At 58.3% G+C, this 20,542-nt stretch carries 19 protein-coding genes; 13 read left to right on the top strand and 6 right to left on the bottom strand.

The window, feature by feature from the left end:
• The first annotated feature begins 13 nt into the window (after positions 1-13).
• The 3 genes from FHR98_RS07405 to FHR98_RS07415 are packed head-to-tail and all read left to right on the top strand — an operon-like array spanning position 14 to position 4,220.
• Complete coding sequence (locus FHR98_RS07405) at positions 14-1,507, top strand: helicase HerA-like domain-containing protein (protein ID WP_183416006.1); 1,494 nt, start codon at positions 14-16, stop codon at positions 1,505-1,507.
• Positions 1,508-1,514: 7 nt separating this feature from the next.
• Positions 1,515-2,555, top strand: coding sequence for a D-cysteine desulfhydrase family protein (locus tag FHR98_RS07410; protein WP_183416007.1), 1,041 nt, complete (start codon positions 1,515-1,517; stop codon positions 2,553-2,555).
• A 36-nt stretch (positions 2,556-2,591) separates the two neighbouring features.
• Positions 2,592-4,220, top strand: coding sequence for a cation:proton antiporter domain-containing protein (locus FHR98_RS07415; RefSeq protein WP_183416008.1), 1,629 nt, complete (start codon positions 2,592-2,594; stop codon positions 4,218-4,220).
• A 5-nt stretch (positions 4,221-4,225) separates the two neighbouring features.
• Here the strand turns inward: FHR98_RS07415 and FHR98_RS07420 are convergent, their stop codons facing one another.
• Both FHR98_RS07420 and FHR98_RS07425 read right to left on the bottom strand, forming a co-directional pair.
• Positions 4,226-5,383, bottom strand: a complete 1,158-nt coding sequence (locus FHR98_RS07420) for a YbfB/YjiJ family MFS transporter (RefSeq protein ID WP_183416009.1) — start codon at positions 5,381-5,383, stop codon at positions 4,226-4,228.
• A gap of 105 nt (positions 5,384-5,488) precedes the next feature.
• The gene (locus tag FHR98_RS07425) at positions 5,489-6,763 is read right to left on the bottom strand and encodes an MFS transporter (RefSeq protein WP_183416010.1); all 1,275 of its coding nucleotides are present in this window, start codon (positions 6,761-6,763) and stop codon (positions 5,489-5,491) included.
• A gap of 113 nt (positions 6,764-6,876) precedes the next feature.
• Between FHR98_RS07425 and FHR98_RS07430 the strand changes: the two genes are divergently transcribed.
• The gene (locus tag FHR98_RS07430; RefSeq protein ID WP_183416011.1) at positions 6,877-7,902 is read left to right on the top strand and encodes a methionine synthase; all 1,026 of its coding nucleotides are present in this window, start codon (positions 6,877-6,879) and stop codon (positions 7,900-7,902) included.
• Positions 7,902-8,357, top strand: a complete 456-nt coding sequence (locus FHR98_RS07435) for a cupin domain-containing protein (RefSeq protein WP_183416012.1) — start codon at positions 7,902-7,904, stop codon at positions 8,355-8,357. Before FHR98_RS07430 ends, FHR98_RS07435 begins: the two co-directional genes overlap by 1 nt.
• A gap of 34 nt (positions 8,358-8,391) precedes the next feature.
• Here FHR98_RS07435 and FHR98_RS07440 read toward each other — a convergent pair whose 3' ends face one another.
• Positions 8,392-9,021: a DUF1326 domain-containing protein gene (locus FHR98_RS07440; RefSeq protein WP_183416013.1), complete on the bottom strand. Its 630-nt coding sequence runs from the start codon at positions 9,019-9,021 to the stop codon at positions 8,392-8,394.
• Between the two features lie 191 nt (positions 9,022-9,212).
• Between FHR98_RS07440 and FHR98_RS07445 the strand changes: the two genes are divergently transcribed.
• From FHR98_RS07445 to FHR98_RS16735, 3 genes are all read left to right on the top strand, one after another.
• The gene (locus FHR98_RS07445) at positions 9,213-9,854 is read left to right on the top strand and encodes a DUF1326 domain-containing protein (protein WP_183416014.1); all 642 of its coding nucleotides are present in this window, start codon (positions 9,213-9,215) and stop codon (positions 9,852-9,854) included.
• Positions 9,855-9,890: 36 nt separating this feature from the next.
• On the top strand, positions 9,891-10,652 hold the full coding sequence (locus FHR98_RS07450) for a DUF2182 domain-containing protein (RefSeq protein ID WP_183416015.1): 762 nt from the start codon (positions 9,891-9,893) through the stop codon (positions 10,650-10,652).
• Positions 10,653-10,725: 73 nt separating this feature from the next.
• Complete coding sequence (locus FHR98_RS16735; RefSeq protein ID WP_281369925.1) at positions 10,726-10,848, top strand: hypothetical protein; 123 nt, start codon at positions 10,726-10,728, stop codon at positions 10,846-10,848.
• 85 nt (positions 10,849-10,933) lie between these two features.
• Here FHR98_RS16735 and FHR98_RS07455 read toward each other — a convergent pair whose 3' ends face one another.
• Entirely contained in the window at positions 10,934-11,770 is an 837-nt protein-coding gene (locus FHR98_RS07455) for a class I SAM-dependent methyltransferase (RefSeq protein ID WP_183416016.1), read from the bottom strand.
• Between the two features lie 221 nt (positions 11,771-11,991).
• Here FHR98_RS07455 and FHR98_RS07460 point away from each other — a divergent pair, with 221 nt between their 5' ends.
• Positions 11,992-12,201 carry a cold-shock protein gene (locus tag FHR98_RS07460; RefSeq protein WP_183416017.1) on the top strand — a complete coding sequence of 70 codons (210 nt, stop codon included), beginning with the start codon at positions 11,992-11,994 and terminating at the stop codon, positions 12,199-12,201.
• 90 nt (positions 12,202-12,291) lie between these two features.
• Here the strand turns inward: FHR98_RS07460 and FHR98_RS07465 are convergent, their stop codons facing one another.
• On the bottom strand, positions 12,292-12,801 hold the full coding sequence (locus tag FHR98_RS07465; protein ID WP_183416018.1) for a hypothetical protein: 510 nt from the start codon (positions 12,799-12,801) through the stop codon (positions 12,292-12,294).
• A gap of 144 nt (positions 12,802-12,945) precedes the next feature.
• Here FHR98_RS07465 and FHR98_RS07470 point away from each other — a divergent pair, with 144 nt between their 5' ends.
• Positions 12,946-14,373, top strand: coding sequence for a radical SAM protein (locus FHR98_RS07470; protein WP_183416019.1), 1,428 nt, complete (start codon positions 12,946-12,948; stop codon positions 14,371-14,373).
• Between the two features lie 373 nt (positions 14,374-14,746).
• Here FHR98_RS07470 and FHR98_RS07475 read toward each other — a convergent pair whose 3' ends face one another.
• The gene (locus FHR98_RS07475; RefSeq protein WP_183416020.1) at positions 14,747-14,959 is read right to left on the bottom strand and encodes a DUF2061 domain-containing protein; all 213 of its coding nucleotides are present in this window, start codon (positions 14,957-14,959) and stop codon (positions 14,747-14,749) included.
• Between the two features lie 212 nt (positions 14,960-15,171).
• On the opposite strand from FHR98_RS07475, the gene FHR98_RS07480 reads away from it, so the two are divergent.
• The 3 genes from FHR98_RS07480 (at position 15,172) to FHR98_RS07490 (ending at position 20,542) form a co-directional block, all read left to right on the top strand.
• Complete coding sequence (locus FHR98_RS07480) at positions 15,172-16,152, top strand: carbon-nitrogen hydrolase family protein (protein WP_183416021.1); 981 nt, start codon at positions 15,172-15,174, stop codon at positions 16,150-16,152.
• A gap of 39 nt (positions 16,153-16,191) precedes the next feature.
• Complete coding sequence (locus tag FHR98_RS07485; protein ID WP_183416022.1) at positions 16,192-18,960, top strand: aminotransferase class I/II-fold pyridoxal phosphate-dependent enzyme; 2,769 nt, start codon at positions 16,192-16,194, stop codon at positions 18,958-18,960.
• A 76-nt stretch (positions 18,961-19,036) separates the two neighbouring features.
• Complete coding sequence (locus tag FHR98_RS07490) at positions 19,037-20,542, top strand: biotin carboxylase (RefSeq protein ID WP_183416023.1); 1,506 nt, start codon at positions 19,037-19,039, stop codon at positions 20,540-20,542.

The following is a 20,542-nucleotide window of genomic DNA, read 5'->3' on the forward strand; positions in this document are numbered from 1 at the left end:
ACGGGATGACCGAATGACCGACGACCTTGGAATCTTCATCGGCAAGGGCGAGACAGCACAGTTTCTCGACCTTGCCCGGGCTAATCGGCACGGCTTGATCGCCGGCGCGACAGGGACGGGCAAAACCGTGTCCCTGCAGATTCTAGCGGAAGGTTTTTCGGATCGGGGCGTTCCGGTCTTCCTGTCCGATGTGAAGGGCGACCTCTCGGGAATTAGTCAACCAGGCGCGCCGAAGGATTTTCTTTTCAAACGGGCCGAGACCATTGGCTTGGAAGGCTACGGCTTCAAGCCCTACCCAACGGTATTTTGGGACATCTTCGGCGAACAGGGGCACCCTATCCGCGCGACGATTTCCGAAATGGGGCCCTTGCTTCTCTCGCGATTGTTGGAGTTGAACGACACCCAGGAAGGCGTCCTGAACGTCGCATTCGCGGTTGCCGACCGCCAGGGACTCCTGCTGTTGGATCTCAACGATCTGCGCTCGATGTTGACTTTCGTGGCGGAGAACGCCTCCCAGATTTCTGTTGAGTACGGCCATGTGACCGCCGCCTCGTTGGGCGCCATCCAGCGCCGCCTTTTGACGTTGAAGACCCAGGGCGGCGATCGGTTCTTCGGCGAGCCCGCGCTCAAGCTGGCCGATTTCATGCGCACCACCTACGAAGGGCGGGGCTTCATAAACATTCTGGCTGCCGATAAGCTGGTGACCTCGCCAAAGGTGTACGCAACCATGCTGTTATGGCTGATCTCCGAGCTTTTCGAGGAGTTGCCGGAGGTAGGGGACCCGGAAAAGCCCCGATTGGTCTTCTTCTTCGATGAAGCACACCTGCTGTTTAGCGACGCTCCCAAGGCTTTGTTGGACCGTGTCGCACAGGTTGTGCGGCTCATTCGATCGAAGGGAGTCGGCGTCTATTTCGTTACCCAGAACCCGCTTGATGTTCCCGAGGAGGTCCTTGGCCAGCTTGGCAACCGGGTCCAGCACGCACTGCGCGCCTTCACGCCCCGTGACGCGAAGGCTGTTCGGTCGGCCGCCCAGACGTTCCGGCAAAACCCTGCCTTCGATGCCGAAACGGCCATCACCGAACTTGGGGTTGGCGAAGCTTTGACCTCGACACTAGATCGCAAGGGCGTCCCCAGTATCGTACAACGAACCTTGATTCGCCCGCCGTCATCCAGGCTTGGCCCTGCCAGCCAGGCGGAGCGCCAGGAAGTGATCGCGCGCAGTCCGGTGGCCGGGGTTTACGACACCGCCATAGACCGTGAGTCCGCACACGAAATTTTGACTCGCCGAGCGGCCGAGAAAGCAGCTACCGAGGCATCGGAGCGCGAGGCAGAACAACGGGCTAAGGAACAGCAAAAACTCGAACGCGAGAGCAAGCGCGCGCCCTCTCGAAGATCAAACCGCCAAGGGATCGGCGAGGCTTTTGCAAAATCTGTGGTGCGTACGATCGGTTCGCAAATCGGCCGGCAACTTCTTAGAGGAATCCTGGGGTCACTTACAAAAGGTTAGCCACAATATGGGCAATAAGAAACGTGCGACCCTGATAGATCGACTGGAACGACTGCCTCGCGTCCGCCTTGGGCAATTGCCTACTCCCTTGGAGCGGCTGGATCGTCTCAGCAATGAAACCGGTGGCGCAGAAATCTGGGTAAAGCGTGATGACTGCACCGGCTTGGCATTCGGCGGCAATAAAGTCCGTCAGCTGGAGTATTATCTCGGTCAGGCCAGAAAAGCTGAGGCCGACAGCGTACTGATTACCGGGGCCGTGCAATCCAATTTCGTGCGCTCCTGCGCTGCCGCGGCGGCGAAGATGGGCCTGGAGTGTCACATACAACTTGAAGAGCGTGTGCCCAGGGACGATGAATTCTATCGTCAGTCCGGCAACGTCTTGTTGGACCGCCTGCTGGGCGCCCAAATTTACAGCTATGCGAACGGCGAAGATGAAGCCGGCGCCGACCGCCGCCTCGGCGAGATCGCATCCGACCTTCGGGCAGCCGGGAAGCGACCCTACATCGTGCCGCTGTCTCCGGGGCACCCGCCCTTTGGCGCACTGGGTTATGTTGCGGCGGCGGCTGAACTAGCGGCACAGCTTGCAGATCAAGGCCTTGCGCCACAGGAGATCATCGTCGCATCGGGCAGCGGCGCTACCCACGCCGGGCTTCTGTTCGGCATCAGAGCCCTGGATTTGGATATCGTCGTGACTGGGATCTGCGTCCGGCGGGACGCAACCGCCCAAAGACAGCGGATCGAATCGCGTTGTCAGGAAATCGCCGATCTGCTGCAGATGGATAACCCCGTCCGGAACCATGACCTGCTGCTCGACGACAGTTATCTTGCACCGGGCTACGGCAAGCTGAACGCCGCTTCAAAGGCCGCATTGCTCGCCACGGCGCGCAGCGAAGGTTTGCTGCTCGATCCGGTCTATACAGCCAAACCGATGGCCGCTTGCCTGGATCGCGCGGCAGCAGCGCAGGCCGGGTGTAAAATAATTTTCATTCATACTGGAGGCACGCCCGCACTCTTCGGGTATCATGCTGATCTGCAGACGCTTTTCTAAGCCTCTGCCCATCCTGGCCTTCGTGGAAGGAGCAGCATGCACGAACCAGACTTACTAGTTGACGTAACGGTCATTCTGCTGGCAGCCATAACCGCTGCAGCGCTCTTCCAACGTCTCAAGGTAAGTGTGGTTCTGGGCTATCTCCTGGCAGGCGTCGTTGTGGGCCCGGGCGCGCTGGGTCTTGTCGCCCGCAACGAGACCATCGATTTACTGGCCGAGCTGGGCGTTGTGTTCCTACTATTCTCCGTTGGCCTGGAATTACCCCTGCAGCGTCTGCGAACCCTGCGCAATCAGATGTTGGGGCTCGGCCTGGCTCAGGTCGTGGCAACCATAGTGGTGATCCTGGCCCTACTCTGGCTGGCGGGTTTCAATCCGGCGGAAGCTTTCGTCCTCGCCGCCGCGCTCGCCCTGTCTTCCACCGCACTCGTTTTGCGGATGCTGTCGGAAAGCCGCGAGATCGCAACCCGCGTCGGCCGCAATGCCCTGGCGGTTCTATTGACCCAGGATGTCGTCGTCGCCGTTCTCCTTGTGGCGGTCGGAATCCTTGGGCAAACGAGCGACGTCGGCTGGGAGGGGCTGGCATTGATCGCCGGGCGCGTGGCGCTGGCACTGGTGCTGTTCCTATTCCTTGCGCCACGGCTGACACAGTTCCTGTTTTCCCGCGTTGCCGCCTTGGCCTTGCCGGAAATCTTTACCGCCCTGACCCTCTTGATCGTCATTCTCTTCGCCTGGGTCAGCGAAGCCGTCGGCCTGTCCATGGGCCTGGGAGCCTTCATCGCGGGTATGCTGCTTGCCGAGACCAGTTATCGCCACCAGGTGGCTGCCGATATCTTGCCTTTCCGTGTCCTGTTGTTGGGGCTTTTCTTCTTGTCCGTGGGTATGTCCTTGGACCTCTCCTATGCCTTCGCCGAGGCGGACAAGGTTTTGGGCTTGGCTATCGGATTACTCGCGATCAAGGGTGTAATCCTCTTTGTCATCGCAAGCAGCGCCCGTCAGATGCCTGGAGAGGCACTGCGGCTGTCGCTTCTGCTTGCCCAGGGTGGTGAATTCTCCTTTGTCCTGATCGGGGTCGGCGCCGGGCATGGATTGGTCGGCGCGGAGAACGCCCAGCTTTTCATCGTCGCGGTGGCTATCAGTATGATCGCAACGCCCCTACTGGCTAAAGCCGGACGGACCCTGCAACGCCGCATAGATCATCCCAGAGCCGCGCTGCCGGAGTCCGAGGGAGAAAATAAGGAAACACCGGAGGACCACGTAGTGATCGCGGGGTTTGGACGCCTGGGTCGGACTCTGGCCGGCAATCTTACCCAAGATAACCTGCCCTACATCGCCGTCGATATCAGCGGTCAGGAGGTCGACCTGGCCCGGCGAGAGGGTTTCCGCGTTTACTTCGGTGACGCAACCCGCCCGGAAGTCCTGGAGGCCCTGCACCTCGGCGCGGCCCGCGCGGTGGCGATCTGCATCAGCGACCCCGAGCACACCAGCCAGTTGGTTGCCTTGATTCACTACATTTTTCCGGAAATGCCGATTCTGGCCCGCGCCTACGACGAACGACACGCCGCTGAATTGAGGGCGCTGGGGGCCACCGACGTTATCACCGAGCTTTCGGCCACCGGCCGACAGTTCGCGCGCAAACTAGGCGCGGGCACGACCAGGGACGACTGAAGCGCTCAGGCCCGCGCTTTCAACCCAAGGCCGGCCGCGACGACCAGCAGACCTGCCGCGACCAGGGAGGGTGCGGTGAAGGAGCCGGTCAGGTCGTGGGTGTAGCCCGCGAACCCCGGCCCGATCACTTGGCCCAGTCCGAAGGCCGCCGTCATCAAGCCCAGGCTGCGGCGCGGGTCTCCTTGCGACAGCGAGCGCGCGTGCATCAGGCCCAAAGCAGTCAGGCCCATGAAGGTTCCACCCAGCAGGGCCGCCGCCAGCAACACCGCCACGAGGTCGGTCGAGAGGACGCTGAGAGCCACACCAAAGGCCTGGACGAGACAAGCCACGACAAAGCTGCGATCATTCCCGATCCGGCGTCCCATCCATCCCCAGAAAGCCACCGAAGGGGCCGCGGCCACGCCGACCGTCAGCCAGACGTAAGGCTCGATGGGCTGCAACAGTGGATCGCTGCGCACCATGGTCGAGATGAAAGTGGCGGTGATGACGTAACCGAACCCGAAAAGCCCGTAAGCGATGATAAGGGCGATCAAGCGCGTGTCCCGCTTGCCTTCACGCCGGACTGGGGGAGCGGCCGCTTGAACGGTCTTTCGAGCGGGCACAAGGCGAATCACCGCTATCAGCCCACCGAATGACAAAAGCCCGCTGGCCAACCAAAGGCTGCTCCAACTGCCGCCAAACGCCGCCAAAGCACTAACCAGCAGCGACGAGACAACGATGCCGACGCCGACACCCGCGAAGAACAAGGCTGAGAGCTTACCGCGACCAGCCTGGGTCAGCGCCTCGAGGATATAGGCCGCCGAGAAGATCAAGGCAAAAGCACTCGCCACGCCGCTCACGAACCGCAACAACAGGAACGGGGCCATCTCATCGACTAGCCCCATAGCTGCAGTCGTTGCCGCGCTAACGCCCAATGCGGATAGGAACCAGAGGCGACGATCGCCTGGAAGGTGTGACTTCGATGCGGCCAGCGCGCCCAACAAGTATCCAAGAAAATTAGCGGAGGCGATGAGGCCGGCTTGGGGCGGCGTCAGATCCAACGCCTCCTGCATGAAGGGCAGGATGGGTGTGTAGACGAAACGCCCGATGCCCATCGCCGTTGCCAGGGTAATGAGGCCGCCGGTCGCCAACAGTATGGATGATGCCGATGATCTTTCCGTCATTGTTCGATGATATCAGTTGCCTCTCACACCTACAGAATGCAGATCGGGAAGGCCTGCCATGCCTATTGAAATCTGTCGTCCTGAATCTTGCTATGCTTCCACAAGTTACTTGTCTTGCACCGGCGCGGCGCGGTCTTGGTCGCCAGCGGCGGCCGGATCCAGCGGAATGGTGCCCGGGCTCGCCGCGACCGTCGCCAGCGACCAATCGTCCTGGGTCACAGGGGCCTTGCGCCAGATCATGCGGAAGATCGTAAAACCAGCCAACCCCCAGAGGATGAGCGACAGAAAAAGGGCAAATCCCGACGGCCCGGCCGCTTCCATGAAGAAGGAAGCAAGCGGCGTACCGATCACCGAGCCAAAGCTGTAGGTCAACGATAGCGCCGCGGCGACACCGACAAGCGATGTTTTGGGAAGACGGTCATTCGTATAGGCCAGCATGACGGCGTAAAGCGGAAAAATGCTCGTCCCGATAACCGCCGCCGTCAGCAATAGAAGCGGCCAGGCGACATCTCCCGGTTCCAAAAGAAACCAGACCAATCCACTCCCTAGGGCGCCGAATAGAGCAACCGAAAGAATGACGGCTCGCCGGTCGAAGCGATCGGATAGCCAACCGATGGGAAACTGAAAAAGCAGCCCGCAAAACATGGCGACCGACATGAACCCTGCAATGCTTTCCGCATCCAAGCCCATACGCGCGCCAAAAGTCGAACCCAGACCCAAGAAAGCACCCTGCCCCGCACTGATGACACCGATACCGATCACCCCCAGCGGCGTTTCGCGAAACAACCAAATCAACCCGAAGCTGTTCGCCTTTGTTGGCTCCTCGACGACAGGCGCGCTGGCGCGCGTCAGCGTGATCGGCACCAGCGCGAAGGAGAACATGATCGAAGCGATCACGAAGAGATCGAAGCCCGAGGCCGGGGCGAGTCCCGAGATGATCGGCCCAACGATATAGCCGACAAAGGCGGCGCTGCCGTAAAGCGATAACAAGCGTCCCCGGTAACGGTTGTCTGCCCTGGCGTTCAACCAGCTTTCCACGACGATGTAGAGCCCCGCGAAGCAAAAGCCGGTGACGAAGCGCATCAAAGCCCAGGCATAAGGATCAACGATCAAGGCGTGGGCAAGCGCAATGCCCGAAACAATGGACCCGAAGGCGGCGAAGGTGCGGATATGACCAGCGATCCAAACCACGCGCGGCGCCAGCAGCGCACCGAGACCGAAACCGGCAAAGTAGGCTGCAGAAATCCAACCGATGGTCGGCAGCGAGAATCCTTCCAAATCCGCTCGCAGGCCCAGAACAACGAACTGTAGGCTATTGCCCGCCAACAGAAGCGCGAAGCTGACGATAAGCGCCATAACCGAAAGCAGTAGCATACGCATCGCTCTAGAACTCCCATCCGGTTGCGCGATATCGTCGGTGCCGCCTATCCTGGCAACCTCATTGCCTGATCCCTTAGGCTTGAGCAACCACCAAACGACAGGGAGCAACCGAAATGCTGCGCACGACGATTGCGGGAAGCCTGCCAAAGCCGCATTGGCTGGCAGAACCTGAAAAGCTATGGGCCGCCTGGCAGTATGAAGGCGAAGCGCTTGTCCAGGCGCAACGCGACGCGGCCCTGGCCTGGGTAAAGCATCAGGAAGATTGCGGCATCGATATCGTGACCGAGGGCGAGCAGTTCCGCATCCATTTTGTCCATGGCTTCTTGCAGCAAGTCGAAGGCATCGATTGGGATAAGAAGACAAAGATGGGAATCCGCGACAATCGCTACGAAGTCGATGTACCGACGGTCACGGCACCGGTTAAGCGCAAAGGCTCCGTTCATGGCGCCCAGGCCGCGTTTGTACGCAGCCATACCAAAAACGAGCTGAAGTTCACCCTGCCTGGACCCATGACGATCTGTGACACGATCGCGGACGGTCACTACGGCCGTCGCGCCGACATGGCCATGGCCTTCGCGGAAATTCTCAACGAGGAAGCCCGCGAACTCGAGGCCCTTGGTGTCGATGTCATTCAGTTCGACGAGCCGGCCTTCAACGTCTTCATGAAGGATGTCCAGGATTGGGGCGTGGTCGCCCTGGAGCGGGCCATAGAGGGTCTCGCCTGCAAGACGGCCGTCCACATCTGCTACGGCTACGGCATCAAGGCCAACATCGATTGGAAGAAAACCCTGGGCAGCGAGTGGCGCCAGTACGAAGAAATCTTCCCGGCACTCAACCGAAGCAAAGTCCAGCAGGTTTCCCTGGAATGCGCCAATTCAAAAGTGCCCTTGTCCCTTCTGGCATTGCTGGATCAAAAGGAGCTGCTTGTCGGCGCCATAGATGTGGCGTCACTGGATGTGGAAACACCCGAGCAGGTCGCGCAAACCTTGCGCCAGGCAATGGCCTACGCGGAGCCTGAACGTATCTTCCCCTGCACCAACTGTGGCATGGCACCGCTGCCCCGCCACGTAGCCGAGGGAAAACTAGAGGCCTTGGGCGCAGGCGCCAAGCTGCTGCGCCGGGACCTCGGCGTGACCTGATGGTTGCTGAGTCTCAAAGCAACGGTCGACCACAGGGTCGGGCCGCTGAAATTATCGAGGCTTTGAAACTATGCCCGCACCCGGAAGGCGGCTGGTTTGTTGAAACCTTTCGAGACACCGCCGCCGACGGACGTCGCGGTACCGTAACCCAGATTTACTATCTGCTGGCCGCTGGGGAACGATCCGCTTGGCATCGGGTCACCGATGCCACGGAGATTTGGCACCACTTTGACGGCGCGCCGTTACAGCTATCCCTTGCGGATGAGGCCGCGGGGCGACGGGTCGTGATACTGGGCAAGGACGTCCAAAACGGCGAGCAACTCAACGCCGTGGTGCCTATGGGTTGCTGGCAGGCGGCTCACTCGCTAGGGGATTGGACTCTGGTCGGCTGCACGGTCGCACCCGCCTTTGAGTTTGCGGGCTTTGAAATGGCGCCGGATGGTTGGGAACCTTAATGACCGTCACCTTCCTTTTGACCCACTTTTCCGGTCAGTGCACCACACCACTTCCCGAATGACGCAGCACGTTGAACTGACCGTAGCTGTTGTTCAAATCTAGCTTGATCGCGCCGGTGGCCTTGGTGGATGCACTCCCGATCTCCGCCAATTCGAACTCGATCCCGTTGGGTATATCAATGCGCACCCTGTGTTCATCGCCAGTCGCCGGAGAGACTATCGGTTGTCCAACCGATGTGATCACCCCCTCGACGGAGACATTGGCGCGGCGAGCATCGATATCAATCTCCAACTCTATCGCTTTGAACAGCGGTTCATGGATGTGGCTGGACATTGCGTGAAAAACCCACCAGTGCGTTGCTGCTTCTTCGGTTTCACCACCATAAAGAACGGTCTGCAAAGCATGGCGCTGTTGTGCATCAGCGCGCTCGTCAATGATGGCTTGAAGGGTCCCGTTGCCCTCGAAGATCGGACCGGGCCAAGCGTAGAGCATGACCACACGCAGTCCATCCAACTCTACATCGCCATAATGCCCCTTGTTGATTTGCAGCGCTTCGAAACCACGACAATGCCCTTCGTTCGGCAAGGCCTCAAACTGACAGGGGCAACCCCAATCGCAATTGCAGTTTCCGAACTCCAAGCCCTCGATATACCAATCGATCATCTCCCACTCCTCTGACGGCGCCTCCCCCACGCTCCGACAACTCAATATTTCTCTCCAGGGTCGTTTATTGTCATATTATTGCATTTTTTTGAATATCGTGCGAGGCTCGCCACCTGCCAACCCCAAGCAAGAGGGTGACCGACCGTGAGACCGAGAGGCGGTACGTTTGTCGCACTGCAAGGGAGCTCACCATGTCGAGCACAGATTGGGCTTTAAAGGCCGTTGAAATGGCAACGTGCAACTGCGATTGGGGCTGTCCCTGTCAGTTCAATGCTTTGCCGACCCACGGCGACTGTCGAGCCGTCGTTACCATTCGGATCGAAAAAGGCCACTTCGGTGACGTCTCGTTGGACGGCGTGACCTTTGCTTGCCTTTTCTCCTGGCCCGGACCGATTCACATGGGCCAAGGACAAGGCCAGCTTATCGTCGAGGAATCCGCGAGCCCCGACCAAAAGGCTGCGATCGAGAAAATCTACCGCGGCGAGGATACTGAGCCCGGCGCCACTGTCTTCAATGTTTTTTCTAATGTAATCGATAAGTACCATGAGACACTGACGAAGCCGATCACGTTTACCGCCGATATTGGTGAACGAACCGGAAGTGTTCGAATTCCTGGCATTGTCGAGGCGTCGGGGGAACCGATCCGTAATCCGGTAACCGGCCTGCCACACCGGGCCCGTGTGAACCTGCCACATGGGTTCGAGTACGATGTTGCGGAGTACGCCAGCGGGAACGCGAAGACATTGAGCGGCCCCATCGAACTGCTTTGGAATTCAAGCCATGCCCATTTCACGCAACTCGATTGGACGCCCGCCGGCCCACGGCACGGATAGGCTCCTGCCACCGATCCAGCATAGGTCGAGCACTGCATGAACGGAATGGTCGCGATCCTCAAGCATGACCGTTGGATCGTTGGGGGTGCGCTTGTCCTTGTGACACTGGGATCCTGGGCCTATTTGCTGACCGGCGCGGGTATCTCGATGACCCCTGCGGATAAGCTCTGGAGCCCAGGCTACTTCCTGGCAATGCTGCTAATGTGGTGCGTCATGATGGTCGCCATGATGCTGCCGAGCGCAGCGCCCATGATCCTGACGTTTGCTGCGATCGGTCGCAAGCAAACCAAGTTTGGCGCGAGAAACCTGGCGTTGGTCCTTTTTACGTCCGGCTATCTTATCGTGTGGTGCGGATTCAGTTTGGGGGCAGTGTTTCTCCAATGGGCGCTGCAACGTGCCGGGTATCCCAGCATGATGCTGGCGGAGAACGCGCCCCTTCTAAGCGGCGCGCTTTTGATCGCCGCAGGACTTTGGCAACTCACGCCCATCAAACAGCAGTGTCTGCGCCATTGCCAAAGTCCGGTGAAATTCCTGATCCTGCGGTATCGCCCCGGCCTACCGGCAGCCCTCAAGATGGGGTGCCAGCACGGCCTATTCTGTCTGGGCTGCTGCTGGTTCCTGATGCTGCTTCTATTCTATGGCGGCGTGATGAACATCGCCTGGATTGGCGGATTGGCGCTGTTCGTACTCGTCGAGAAACTTACGCCTCCGGGACATTGGGTGACCAAAACGACGGGGTGGCTCCTCATAATCTGGGGCGTGATCTGGAGCGCCACCGGAATTCACCTGGTCAGTTAACCCTAGCGACTTTTTTAATGATTTTAACAATAGAGTCTCCTAGGATGCCGCGGGCAACGCAGGGAGTAGGCAGATGGAAAAAGGTAACGGCATTGTTTACGTCATAATCGGGGTCGTCTCCGCCTTGATTATGTATACCGTTGCAGTCCCGGGCGGCTGGGATTGGATCGAAGATGTGCTCTACTTCCAGTACTAACCTCAATCAGGGCGCGCCATGCTGCGCTGAATTCCTGCTGAGCGCGGCCTCATTCCCGCCACCCAGGATTGCGTCCGTCCTCGTATCACGCCGCTTTTCGCGTGATGATCTCTACCGGCGCTATGGCACCGCCAGAAAGACCGGCGCGTAAGTTCCCGATTTTTTCCGGCGCCGTTTTACCCATCACAACATGGGCACCGAGACTACGCGGTAGCTTTCCCTTGGACTCCTCTGCCATCCTCTGGAAGAACGCCAACGCTTCGGCCGTTCGTTCGTGTTCTGCCACCACATTCAGACCGGCGGCCTCCAGGGCCAAACGATACTCTTCCGGCTTTGCCAGAAAACTGATCCGTGCGTGGCTGGCCCAGGGAACCGGGTAGCTGATATCCGCCGTGCCAACCCGCATGACATCGTAAACCCCGAAAGCCGCCCCGGGCTTGAGTACGCGCGCGACCTCACGAAACAAGGCCGCCTTGTCGGCAATATTCATCCCCACGTGGAGCATGTAACCACCGTCGAAGCTGTCCGCCTGAAAGGGCATGTCCAGCGCACTACCACAGTGCATTTCCACCGCATCCGTCAGTTTCGTAACCCGGTTTAACGTCTCGGCCACCTTGACGAAATCACCAACGAGATCGATCCCGGTAATGTGGCAGCTCTTTTGCTGCGCAATCGCCCTTGCAGGCCCGCCGACGCCCGCGCCCACGTCGAGCCACCGCTGACCCGCAAGAATGTTCAGGCGATCTGCAAGCTTCAACGTCGCATCGAGGCCGCCGATATGAAACTCATCGACGGGCGCCAAATCAACGGGAGACGGGCTTTGCCCGTCGAATCCCAACTCAGCAAGGGCCCGTCGAAAGCCCTCTTCAAGGTCTCCATGGCTGTAATGTGCGGCGACGTCGCTACTGCTTGATTCTGGCATCAATTCCTTGTCCTTGCCGAAAGGGCTGAGGTCTAAAACAGTGATTTTCGTTGCGTAGAACATAGCACTCAAGCTTAAATATTCGCTCAGTTTCCGAGCGCACGGCGTATTTGGCTTTGTCTAGCCTGGCTAAGTTGCTTAACCCCGTGGAACTCGGCGAATTGACATCCGCCAAGGTAGGGAACCTCGGCGGCTTTGCTATGACGAGGAGGGATTCCCCAATGACTAAAGGAACCGTAAAGTGGTTCAATGCGACCAAGGGATATGGCTTCATTACACCTGAGGACGACACCAAGGATGCATTCGTCCACATCTCCGCAGTTGAGCGCGCCGGACTTACCGGCCTCAAGGAAGGACAGGTCGTTAGCTACGATCTGGAAGCCGGCAAGAATGGTAAAATGTCGGCGCAGAACCTGCGGGTGGAGGAGTAAGCGCGTTTTTGCTTACGAGAATAAAGGCCCGTCGTTTTGCGGCGGGCCTTTGTCTTTTAGCATCATTGCAACTCAACCTGCGACGAGCGTTTAGGGAAGAATCTCCGCTGGCGCGGACTTGCGGCAGACATACCAGCCGCCGCCGCTTTGCGTTTCAAACCCCGCCACACCCCAACCGGTCGCAACTTCCGAACGATCGAAGGCAATGGCATAAAGCTGCACCTGGCCGATCAGATCGCTGCTGTCCATCGCGACGACCCGTTGCGTCGAACCGGACGTCACAACGGCAATCGGCAATCGGTCTACGAGAAATTCCGAACTGTTCTCCCGGTTGATCGTTACGCGCAGCACGGCATCTTTCCCGTCGCGCACGAAAGCGACCACATCGCGCCCAGGACTGATAGGCGAGCCCTCAGGCAGTTGCTTGCTGTATCCGTACAGCTTGCGCGGACCATCGCAGATCAAAGCAGGTCCGGTCGCATTGCGCACCTGGGCCGCTTCATCGGTCTGTGCGCGAAGGGGCGATGCGGTAAGAAAGGCCAGCAAGGCCAGGCCTGATGCCAGAAGGGCCGTCTTCGTTCTCTGTCGGGGCCTGCTCATGATTCGATCCTTGCTCAATGATCCAAATACGCCGGATGCACGCTAACCTAGTCGGGAAATGTCCGATCGGCTAGAATAAGTCAGCGCCACAGAAAAAAGCCGCAATAGGCATCCGGTGCAAGGTAGGAAAAATGGGGGGCAGGGTTGGACGCAGCCTATATCGCCAACATAGAAATCGTGGGCACGTGTAATCTTCGCTGCCCAGCTTGTGCCGTGGGCAATTACCCCGACGGCCAACGTCAGCTAGGTAGCCTTGGCGGCACCATGCCGCTCGCCCGCTTCGAAGCCATTCTGGACAAGCTTGCTCTTGAATCGCCGGTTCCAAAAGAACAGCTCTTCGTGGCGCTCTACAGTTGGGGGGAGCCCCTGATCCACCCGAAAATCGACCTTCTCATCCGCGCCACCAAGGAGCGCGGATTCCAGGTCGGCGTTTCCAGCAACCTCAACTATGGCAACCATCTTGAAAAAATGATGTTGGCCGAGCCGACGGAGGTCTGCATCAGTCTCTCGGGTTTTCGGCAAGCAACCTACGGGCGGAGCCACCGCGGCGGCGATGTAGAAATTGTCAAATCCAACATGCAGCGTATCGCCGAAATCCGGGAGGCCAATGACCTCGATACAAAAATTATCGTGGCTTACCACCTCTATCGCCATAACTGCGGCCAGGATCTGTTTGAAATGGCGGAGCTGGCTGATCGGTTGCGTTTCACGTTGAACCCCGTATGGGCCCTGCTGTTACCCCTGGAAAAGCTGCTGGCCGCACGGGACGGAATGATTGCCCAAGCCGACCAGGAAACGGTCGCCAATCTGTTGCTCCACCCCGACGAGCAGTTTGCCATCGCCCGGGAAAATCTCGATCTCAAGGGCGGCTGCGATCTGCAAAGCAAGCGCATTGATGTGGATGTCGACGGCGCCGTGCGCCTGTGCTGCGCTACCTTTGAGCGCGGCACGAACATTGCGGCCGACTTCCTAGACCAGAGCCTGGACGACCTCCACCGGCGCAAAGAGCGCTCCAAACTATGCGACGACTGTATGGGTTGTGGAGCAAACCGTATCTTCATGGCCTCCGACATCGACCGCTGGATGGAGATTGGCGGGCCACGGATCGCTGCGCAAGGTTACCTCAATAACGCCGGCCTGGGCCGTTTGGACGCGCCAGACCTGCCGCGCGAACAGAACCTGCAAGCTGAGCTTATCGCGGCCCACCATGCTGACGACAGGCGACGCTATGAAGCAGCCCATGCTGCCCTCGCCCGGCGTTTACGGCTCAAGTACGGATACGATGCCATTGCCTTCTCCGCCTTTCGATCCCGCCTCACCCAACGCAGTGATGCTGCTAAAGTGTGGCGGCGAGGCTTCCACGGACCACTGGACCCACTCCGTCTCTATTTCGCTCAAAACAGAGCGGCGCGGCGCTTTGGCCTAACTCCAACCCTTCATGGCGGAGACGACCTCCACGACCTTCTCGCACTTGCCAGAAATTGGGATGAAGGCGATACCCGATACCAAGCGACAGCCCAAGAAATTGGGGACCATTGCCGACGGCTGCTGGATCGCTCCGCCGTCGCTTGATCGTTTGTTACAAATTTAGACATCACTTTAATGGCTTTGTCCCACTGTGTAGGGCCATATTTGTCCGGTATGGCGCTGTGAACTCGGAGACCACAATCCGGCGCGGCGCCAAACCTTGGGGGGCAAGAGTGGAGGCAGCCATGGCTGCGCATTTGGGTCAGAATTTGGTTGGTCAAAGTCTTGTTTGGCGGTTGCGACACCGATCAGGCATGCGTCGCATCATGGTGGGCGAATCTCGACGCTCGCGTTGGCGTCAGCTCTTTAGTGTTGTCACGTTGACATCGCTAAGACGCCCCAACCTGCAGCGACTTACACGACAACCAACGCCGCAAAGCTCAGTTAAGCCGGCTGCTTCCACCTTCTCACTTCTCCGTCAGGCGTGACAAATGGTTCCCGTGGCGTCGGCAGGTATCCTGCGACGCCACGCACGCTCATGAAAATAGAAAACGACCGTGTTGGCGAGCGGCTCCAGCAAGGCAACACCGGTTGCTACTGCGAGTGACCCGGTCAGGGCAAAAGTAACCGCGAATCCAACAGTAAAATGCAGGACAGCGAAGGATGCGGTCTTCAGGATATCGCGCGCCATGCTCTTTCTTTCCTTCTTTAGAATGATAATTATTCGCAAATATAATGCTAACCTGCGACACTGACAAGCACTTGCACCAAAATAATCGTGAACGGGCCCGCCTCCGGATGCATAGCTGCTGCGCTTTAGTTTAGAAGGCGGTTTTCCGCCCTTGGCGCGGGCTTTCCCCGTCCCTATGATCGCGCCGAACGCACTCTAGAGATTGGATTCCAATGACGCCGTTTGCCATTGCAGGGATGCAACTGCACATCACCGCCGTGCAGGAAAACCTCAGCCACATGAAACATCAGCTCGATTTGCTGATGCTACGCTTCCCGTGGGTACAGATGGTCATGTTCAGTGAACTGGCCCCCTTTGGACCCTTGCAAAGCAACGCCGGCTCGTTCGAGCGCACCGAAGAGGTTATGAGCGGTTGGGCGCGCCACCACGGAATCTGGTTGCTTTCCGGCTCCATGTTCGAAGGGACGCTGGATGGCAAGGTCTACAATACCACTAGCGTCTTCAATCCCCAGGGTGAAGTCGTCGGGCGCCATCGCAAGCTCTTTCCCTTTTGCCCTTACGAGCAGGATACCGCGCCCGGCACAGAGTTCCTGGTGTTCGATGTCCCTGAGGTCGGGCGATTCGGGGTATCCATCTGCTATGATATCTGGTTCCCGGAAACCACGCGCACACTGACGTCGATGGGCGCTGAAGTTTTACTGCACCCCGTACTGACAGGAACCCTGGACCGGGAGGTGGAAATTTCGATCGCGCGAGCGACAGCCGCCATGTTCCAGTGTTATGTCTTCGACATCAACGGCATTGGTGCGGGCGGCGTGGGTCGCTCGGCGGTGTTCGATCCCTCGGGCGCGCAGATTCATCAGGCCGCCGGCCAGGAGGAGTACATTCCTCTGGAAATCGATCTTGATCAGGTGCGCAGGCAGCGGGAAGTCGGCTTGAAAGGGCTTGGCCAGCCGCTGAAAAGTTTCCGCGACCGTGCTGTTGAATTTGACGTCTACCGGAGAGATTGGACGCAATCTCAATATCTTGCTACGCTTGGTCCCCTAGAAATACCGAAGCGCGGATCACGCGCCGGATTGAACAGGCAGGGAGACACAAGCGATGCGCAAGGATCGGGCGCAAGTGATGCGCTGTCGGAAAATGACGCCCCCTCAACCGTTGGCGCGACTCTCAAAACCGTCGGCGGATTCTAAGCCAAATCGGGAGAGCCGGCAGGCGCTCCGGCGCCTCGTATGAGCAACGAATTGACTTCCGGCTCAGGCCCGGCGCTCAACGAGTATTACAATGCCTCACAGTTACGCGCAGATTCCTGGAGCCGCTTGAAGGCGGATTCCGCCCGTTTAGCTGCGGCAGCCGCCAGCGCCGATACATCGAGCCTGCAACGCCGGGTTGCTGAAACCATGGCGATGCTCGAACCCATCGAGATTTACTGGGCCTTTCCGGGCCGCCACAACTTCAAGCACTTGCAACGGCTTTTCGAGTTGGGAGAGTACGTCGGCATGTCGCGCAGCATCGCCCGGATCGTGCGATCGCTGATGAGCAATGCCTACCGGCACAAGGCCATCCCACTTGGTCTGAACGGCGAAACCGAGGAGCAGGAGGACGCGGACAGCGTCATCGAATCCGCGGAGGAAGTTGCGCATCAGCGCCCCTACTTCGAGATTCTCGTGGTCGACAACATGACCCTGGGACAGGAACAGGCACTCCGCCATAGCCTGCGGAAGATGCGCCGCAGCGAGGATCAATTCATCTACGAAGCCGTGATCGTGCCCTCTTTCGAGGATGCGGTCATCGCCGTCCTGCAGAACCACAATATTCAGGCCGTCGTCGCCCGCTACGGTTTTTCCTATCGCTCGGTGCATAATTTTGCCCTGCTCCACCGCAGCCTGACGCGCATCGACGAACGGCACATCGCGGACCTGCAGAGCGAGGACTACGGCATCGCCCTGGCCCGTGTTTGCGAAACCCTGCGCCCGGAGTTGGATTTTTACCTGGTAACCGATCAATCGGTGGAAGACGTGGCGGGACGCGTCCCGCAAAACTGCCGCCGCGTCTTCTACAATCAGGAAGACTATGTCGAGTTGCACCTAAATATCCTGCGGGGCATCAACAAGCGCTATAAATCGCCATTCTTCAGCGCCTTACGGGAATATGCCAGGCAACCAACCGGCGTGTTCCATGCCATGCCGATCTCGCGTGGGAAGTCGATCACGAAGTCCCATTGGATCAAGGATATGGGCGAGTTTTACGGCCTCAATATCTTCTTGGCGGAAACCTCGGCGACCTCGGGCGGGCTGGACTCGCTCCTCGACCCTCACGGCCCTATCAAAGAGGCACAGGAGCTCGCAGCGCGGGCCTTTGGCGCGAAGCAGACTTACTTCGTCACCAACGGGACTTCGACCGCCAACAAAATCGTGGTTCAGTCCTTGATACGTCCCGGCGACATCGTGCTGGTGGACCGCGACTGCCACAAATCGCACCATTACGGCATGGTCCTGTCCGGCGCACAGGTCATCTACCTCGACTCCTACCCGCTCGACCAGTTCTCGATGTATGGCGCTGTGCCGCTTCGGGAAATCAAGCATCAATTGCTGAAGCTGAAAAAGGCCGGAAAACTTGACCGGGTAAAGCTGTTGCTTCTTACAAACTGCACCTTTGACGGCATCGTCTACAATGTAGAGCGGTTCATGCAGGAATGCCTTGCCATCAAGCCCGATCTCGTTTTCCTCTGGGATGAGGCTTGGTTCGCTTTCGCCCGATTTGGACCGACTTATCGCCAACGCACGGCTATGCATTGCGCCAAGGCCTTGCGTGAACGCTATTGCAGCGACGACTACAGGGAAACCTACGTTGCCTGGAAGGAAGAGTTCGACAAACTCGACCCGGAGGACGAGGCGACATGGCTGGATCGGCCGCTCTTACCCGATCCCGATCAAGTCGTAATCCGGACTTACGCTTGCCAGTCGACGCACAAGACCCTGACCTCTTTGCGCCAAGGCTCGATGATCCATGTCTACGATCAGTCTTTCCGGACGAAGGTCGAAGATGCGTTCCACGAAGCTTACATGACCCACACCTCCACCTCGCCCAACTACCAGATACTGGCCTCGCTGGATGTCGGTCGCCGTCAGGTCGAGCTGGAAGGGTTCGAACTGGTCCAAAAGCAAGTCGAGATGGCGATGGTCCTGCGGCAAGCCGTGGCCAGCCATCCCTTGCTGCGCAAGCACTTCCGCTTCCTGACGGTGCAGGACATGATTCCCGAGGAGTACCGCAAATCCGGCATCAAGAAATACTATGATCCCGAGGATGGCTGGACGCGGATTTGGGAAGCCTGGGCTGAAGATGAGTTCGTTCTGGACGCCACACGCCTGACACTCTATGTCGGCGACATCGGGATCGACGGCGATACCTTCAAAAATCGTTACCTGATGGAAAAGTACGGGATTCAGGTCAACAAGACCTCGCGCAATACGGTCCTGTTTATGACCAACATCGGCACCACGCGCAGTTCTGTTGCCTATCTGATAGAGGTACTTGTCAGCATTGCGCATGAATTGGAGGAAGAGTTCGCAGATGCCAATCAGGCCGAACAGCGCGTGCATGCCCGCAAGGTACATTCCCTGACCAAGGAATTACCCCCCCTACCGGATTTCAGCCGCTTCCACGGCACTTTCCAACCGGGAGGCGATGACAGTACGGGTGAAGGCGACCTGCGAACCGCTTACTTCCTGGCTTACGACGACAGTAAGTGTGATTTTCTCCCGATCGAAGACGATACGATCGAAAAAAAGCTGAAGGCCGGTGAAGACGTGGTATCGGCCATGTTTGTCATTCCCTATCCGCCCGGTTTCCCGATCCTTGTTCCCGGTCAGGTAGTCAGTCCGGAGATTCTGGAATTCATGCGCAAGCTGGACGTTAAGGAAATTCACGGCTACAGGCCGGAAATCGGGTTGCGCGTCTTCACCAGGGAAGCACTATCCGAGGAAGCGCAGAAGAATTAGCGCGCCCGAAAAGCCAAGAAAGAAGGAACGCCCACAAAACCAAAGCACCATGACATTGAACTGAGGGAGGCACCCCGTGGCCACAAAGAAAACCGCAGGAAAGAAGAAGCCCGCCGCCAAGACAGCCAAAGCAAAACGCGCGCCCGCGAAGAAATCCTTGGCCGGCATGTCCGATATCAGGCGCTATTTTCACCGAAACGACACACCGATTTTCTTTATCAGCGCCACGAACTTCAACCTGCTGGGTATGGATGAATGGTGCAAGAAGTTCAAATTCATCAACTACTTGGACTGTTACGACGAGCGCCATCCCAACACCTTTGTTCCGCAGGAGATTCCCCACCCTGAGTTCGAGTCCATCGAGGACATCAACAACTATCTGCTGCAGCACAAGGAAGTGCTGGACTACATCAAATCCTTTGGCGGCAAGCCAAAGGCCTGCTTCCTCATGTTCGACGAGAAAACCGAGGAACTGGCGAAGAAAGCCGGTTTGCAAACTTGGTTCCCCAAGGCCAAGTTGCGGAGCCGGATCGACGATAAGATCGAAACTGTGCGTATCGGCAATCGCGCCGGCGTTCCCAGCGTTCCCAACGTCTTGGTCAAAGTGAAGTCCTATGAGGACATGCGCGCCAAGACAAAAAAGCTGGGACCCGACCTAGTGGTTCAGACCGCCTATGGCGATTCCGGACATACCACCTTCTTTATCTCGACCGAGAAGGATTGGAAGAATCACGCCGAAGAGATCATCGCCGGTGGCGAAGTAAAAATCATGAAGCGCATCAACTGCAGGGGTGCTGCGATTGAGGCCTGCACAACGCGCGCCGGCACCATCGTCGGCCCCTTGATGACCGAGCTTGTTGGGTTCAAGGAACTGACTCCTTACAAGGGCGGCTGGTGCGGCAACGAGATTTTCGCCGACAGCTTCACCCCGGAGCTTCGGGAGAAAGCCAGGGACCTGACCTTCCGTTTCGGCGAGGAACTTCGCAAAACCGGCTATCGCGGCTATTTCGAGCTGGATTTCCTGATCGATCAGCAAAGCGGAGATATTTGGCTGGGTGAGTGCAATCCGCGCGTCACGGGCGCCAGTTCTATGACCAATCACGCGGCTTTCGCGCATGCCGATGCCCCCTTGTTCCTGTTCCATCTGTTGGAATTTAGCGGCGTTGACTTCAAACTCGACGTCGACGAAATCAATGCCCGTTGGGCCGATTCCGATAACATCGACAGTTGGAGCCAAGCAGTCATCAAGCATACCGACGACTCAGTCGATATCCTGGTCGATGCGCCGGAATCGGGCATCTGGCGAATGAATGACGATGGTAGCCTGGACTATTCACGCTTCGACTATCACCGACGGGCTGTGGCCAGCGAAAACGAGGCCTTCTTTTTAAGGATCGCTAATACCGGCGACTATCGCTATGAAGGGGCCGACCTCGGGATCCTGATCACACGCGGGCGCCTGATGACCAAAAACTTTAAGCTGAACGACCGTGGCAAAAAGTGGATCGATGCCTTCCGTGGCCGCTTCGTCGGTCGCTCGCTGACACCGCACTTTTCGCCCGGATCCTTCAAGATCATGTAG

Source organism: Limibacillus halophilus, from assembly GCF_014191775.1.
GTDB classification, from domain to species: domain Bacteria; phylum Pseudomonadota; class Alphaproteobacteria; order Kiloniellales; family CECT-8803; genus Limibacillus; species Limibacillus halophilus.

Excerpts from the sequence above, each read along its gene's own strand:
- FHR98_RS07445 (WP_183416014.1), top strand. The coding sequence starts at position 9,213 with ATGTCGAGCACAGATTGGGCTTTAAAGGCCGTTGAAATGGCAACGTGC.
- FHR98_RS07450 (WP_183416015.1), top strand. The coding sequence starts at position 9,891 with ATGAACGGAATGGTCGCGATCCTCAAGCATGACCGTTGGATCGTTGGG.
- FHR98_RS07435 (WP_183416012.1), top strand. The coding sequence starts at position 7,902 with ATGGTTGCTGAGTCTCAAAGCAACGGTCGACCACAGGGTCGGGCCGCT.
- FHR98_RS07430 (WP_183416011.1), top strand. The coding sequence starts at position 6,877 with ATGCTGCGCACGACGATTGCGGGAAGCCTGCCAAAGCCGCATTGGCTG.
- FHR98_RS07420 (WP_183416009.1), bottom strand. The coding sequence starts at position 5,383 with ATGACGGAAAGATCATCGGCATCATCCATACTGTTGGCGACCGGCGGC.
- FHR98_RS07465 (WP_183416018.1), bottom strand. The coding sequence starts at position 12,801 with ATGAGCAGGCCCCGACAGAGAACGAAGACGGCCCTTCTGGCATCAGGC.
- FHR98_RS07415 (WP_183416008.1), top strand. The coding sequence starts at position 2,592 with ATGCACGAACCAGACTTACTAGTTGACGTAACGGTCATTCTGCTGGCA.
- FHR98_RS07410 (WP_183416007.1), top strand. The coding sequence starts at position 1,515 with ATGGGCAATAAGAAACGTGCGACCCTGATAGATCGACTGGAACGACTG.
- FHR98_RS07405 (WP_183416006.1), top strand. The coding sequence starts at position 14 with ATGACCGACGACCTTGGAATCTTCATCGGCAAGGGCGAGACAGCACAG.
- FHR98_RS16735 (WP_281369925.1), top strand. The coding sequence starts at position 10,726 with ATGGAAAAAGGTAACGGCATTGTTTACGTCATAATCGGGGTCGTCTCC.
- FHR98_RS07425 (WP_183416010.1), bottom strand. The coding sequence starts at position 6,763 with ATGCGTATGCTACTGCTTTCGGTTATGGCGCTTATCGTCAGCTTCGCG.
- FHR98_RS07480 (WP_183416021.1), top strand. The coding sequence starts at position 15,172 with ATGACGCCGTTTGCCATTGCAGGGATGCAACTGCACATCACCGCCGTG.
- FHR98_RS07485 (WP_183416022.1), top strand. The coding sequence starts at position 16,192 with ATGAGCAACGAATTGACTTCCGGCTCAGGCCCGGCGCTCAACGAGTAT.
- FHR98_RS07460 (WP_183416017.1), top strand. The coding sequence starts at position 11,992 with ATGACTAAAGGAACCGTAAAGTGGTTCAATGCGACCAAGGGATATGGC.
- FHR98_RS07455 (WP_183416016.1), bottom strand. The coding sequence starts at position 11,770 with ATGCCAGAATCAAGCAGTAGCGACGTCGCCGCACATTACAGCCATGGA.
- FHR98_RS07475 (WP_183416020.1), bottom strand. The coding sequence starts at position 14,959 with ATGGCGCGCGATATCCTGAAGACCGCATCCTTCGCTGTCCTGCATTTT.
- FHR98_RS07440 (WP_183416013.1), bottom strand. The coding sequence starts at position 9,021 with ATGATCGATTGGTATATCGAGGGCTTGGAGTTCGGAAACTGCAATTGC.